Genomic DNA, 1813 nt, shown 5'->3' with positions numbered 1-1813 from the left:
GATAAGCTGCGATAAGCTTCGGGGAGTTGCACGTAAACTTTGATCCGAAGATTTCCGAATGAGGAAACTCACTTAGAGTAATGTCTAAGTATCATTAAGTGAATACATAGCTTAATGAGGGGAACTCAGGGAACTGAAACATCTAAGTACCTGAAGGAAGAGAAAGAAATTCGATTCCGTAAGTAGCGGCGAGCGAACGCGGAATAGCCCAAACCAATAAAGTTTTCTTTATTGGGGTTGCGGACATATCTTAAACGAAGAGGTATCGTAATTGAAGAGGTTTGGAAAGACCCACCACAGAAGGTAATAGTCCTGTATGTCAAACGAGAAAACTTCAGATATGATCCAGAGTACCACGGGACACGTGAAACCCTGTGGGAAGCAGGAGGGACCACCCTCCAAGGCTAAATACTACCTAGTGACCGATAGCGTATAGTACCGTGAGGGAAAGGTGAAAAGAACCCCGGGAGGGGAGTGAAATAGAACCTGAAACCCTGCACTTACAAGCTGTGGAAGCACATTTCTTGTGTGACCGCGTACTTTTTGTAGAACGGGCCAACGAGTTACGTTAAGTAGCAAGGTTAAGCACTTAAGGTGTGGAGCCGTAGCGAAAGCGAGTTTTAACTGAGCGTTCAGTTACTTGACGTAGACCCGAAACCGGGCGACCTACCCATGAGCAGGATGAAGCGAAAGTAAAATTTCGTGGAGGTCCGAACCCACGAGCGTTGAAAAGCTCGGGGATGACTTGTGGGTAGCGGTGAAATTCCAATCGAGCCCGGAGATAGCTGGTTCTCCCCGAAATAGCTTTAGGGCTAGCCTCAAGGTGAGAGATACGGAGGTAGAGCACTGAATGTCCTAGGGGGTATTGCACCTACCGAAGACTATCAAACTCCGAATGCCGTCATCTTATACTTGGGAGTCAGACTGTGGGTGATAAGATTCATAGTCGAAAGGGCAACAGCCCAGATCGTCAGCTAAGGTCCCTAAATGTAAGTTAAGTGGTAAAGGATGTGGGATTGCACAGACAACCAGGATGTTGGCTTAGAAGCAGCCACTCATTCAAAGAGTGCGTAATAGCTCACTGGTCGAGTGATCCTGCGCCGAAGATTTCCGGGGCTAAAACTTACTACCGAAGCTACGGCATCAGTAATGATGGGTAGGGGAGCTTCCCATACGGGTTGAAGCATGACCGTAAGGACATGTGGACAGTATGGGAGTGAGAATGTTGGCATGAGTAGCGAGATGTGGGTGAGAATCCCACAGGCCGTAAACCCAAGGTTTCCAGGGGAAGGTTCGTCCGCCCTGGGTTAGTCGGGACCTAAGCTGAGGCCGAAAGGCGTAGGTGATGGACAACAGGTTGATATTCCTGTACTACCGATAACCGTTTGAGAGATGGGATGACACAGTAGGATAAGCTAAGCACACTGTTGGTTATGTGTGCCCAAGCATTGAGGCAGTCAGAGTAGGTAAATCCGCTTTGATAATGCTGGGATGTGATGGGGAGCGAAATTTAGTAGCGAAGTAGCTGATTTCACACTGTCAAGAAAAGTCTCTATCGAGGTTAAAGGTACCCGTACCGCAAACCGACACAGGTGGGTGAGGAGAGTATCCTAAGGCCCGCGAGAGAACTGTTGTTAAGGAACTCGGCAAAATGACCCCGTAACTTAGGGATAAGGGGTGCCACCATACGGTGGCCGCAGAGAATAGGCCCAAGCGACTGTTTACCAAAAACATAGGTTTCTGCTAAGTCGCAAGACGATGTATAGGAGCTGACGCCTGCCCGGTGCTGGAAGGTTAAGGGGATCTGTTAGAG

The 1813-nt window shown here is 48.6% G+C and carries 1 rRNA gene; it reads left to right on the top strand.

The features are described 5' to 3' along the window. Nucleotides 1-1813, top strand: a 23S ribosomal RNA gene (locus IR151_RS19810); the annotation flags it as partial.

The organism is Clostridioides sp. ES-S-0006-03, from assembly GCF_020662275.1.
In the GTDB taxonomy this organism is placed as follows: domain Bacteria; phylum Bacillota; class Clostridia; order Peptostreptococcales; family Peptostreptococcaceae; genus Clostridioides.
The sequence above is the reverse complement of the archived record's forward strand: the minus strand, read 5'-3'. Positions and strand labels throughout refer to the sequence as shown.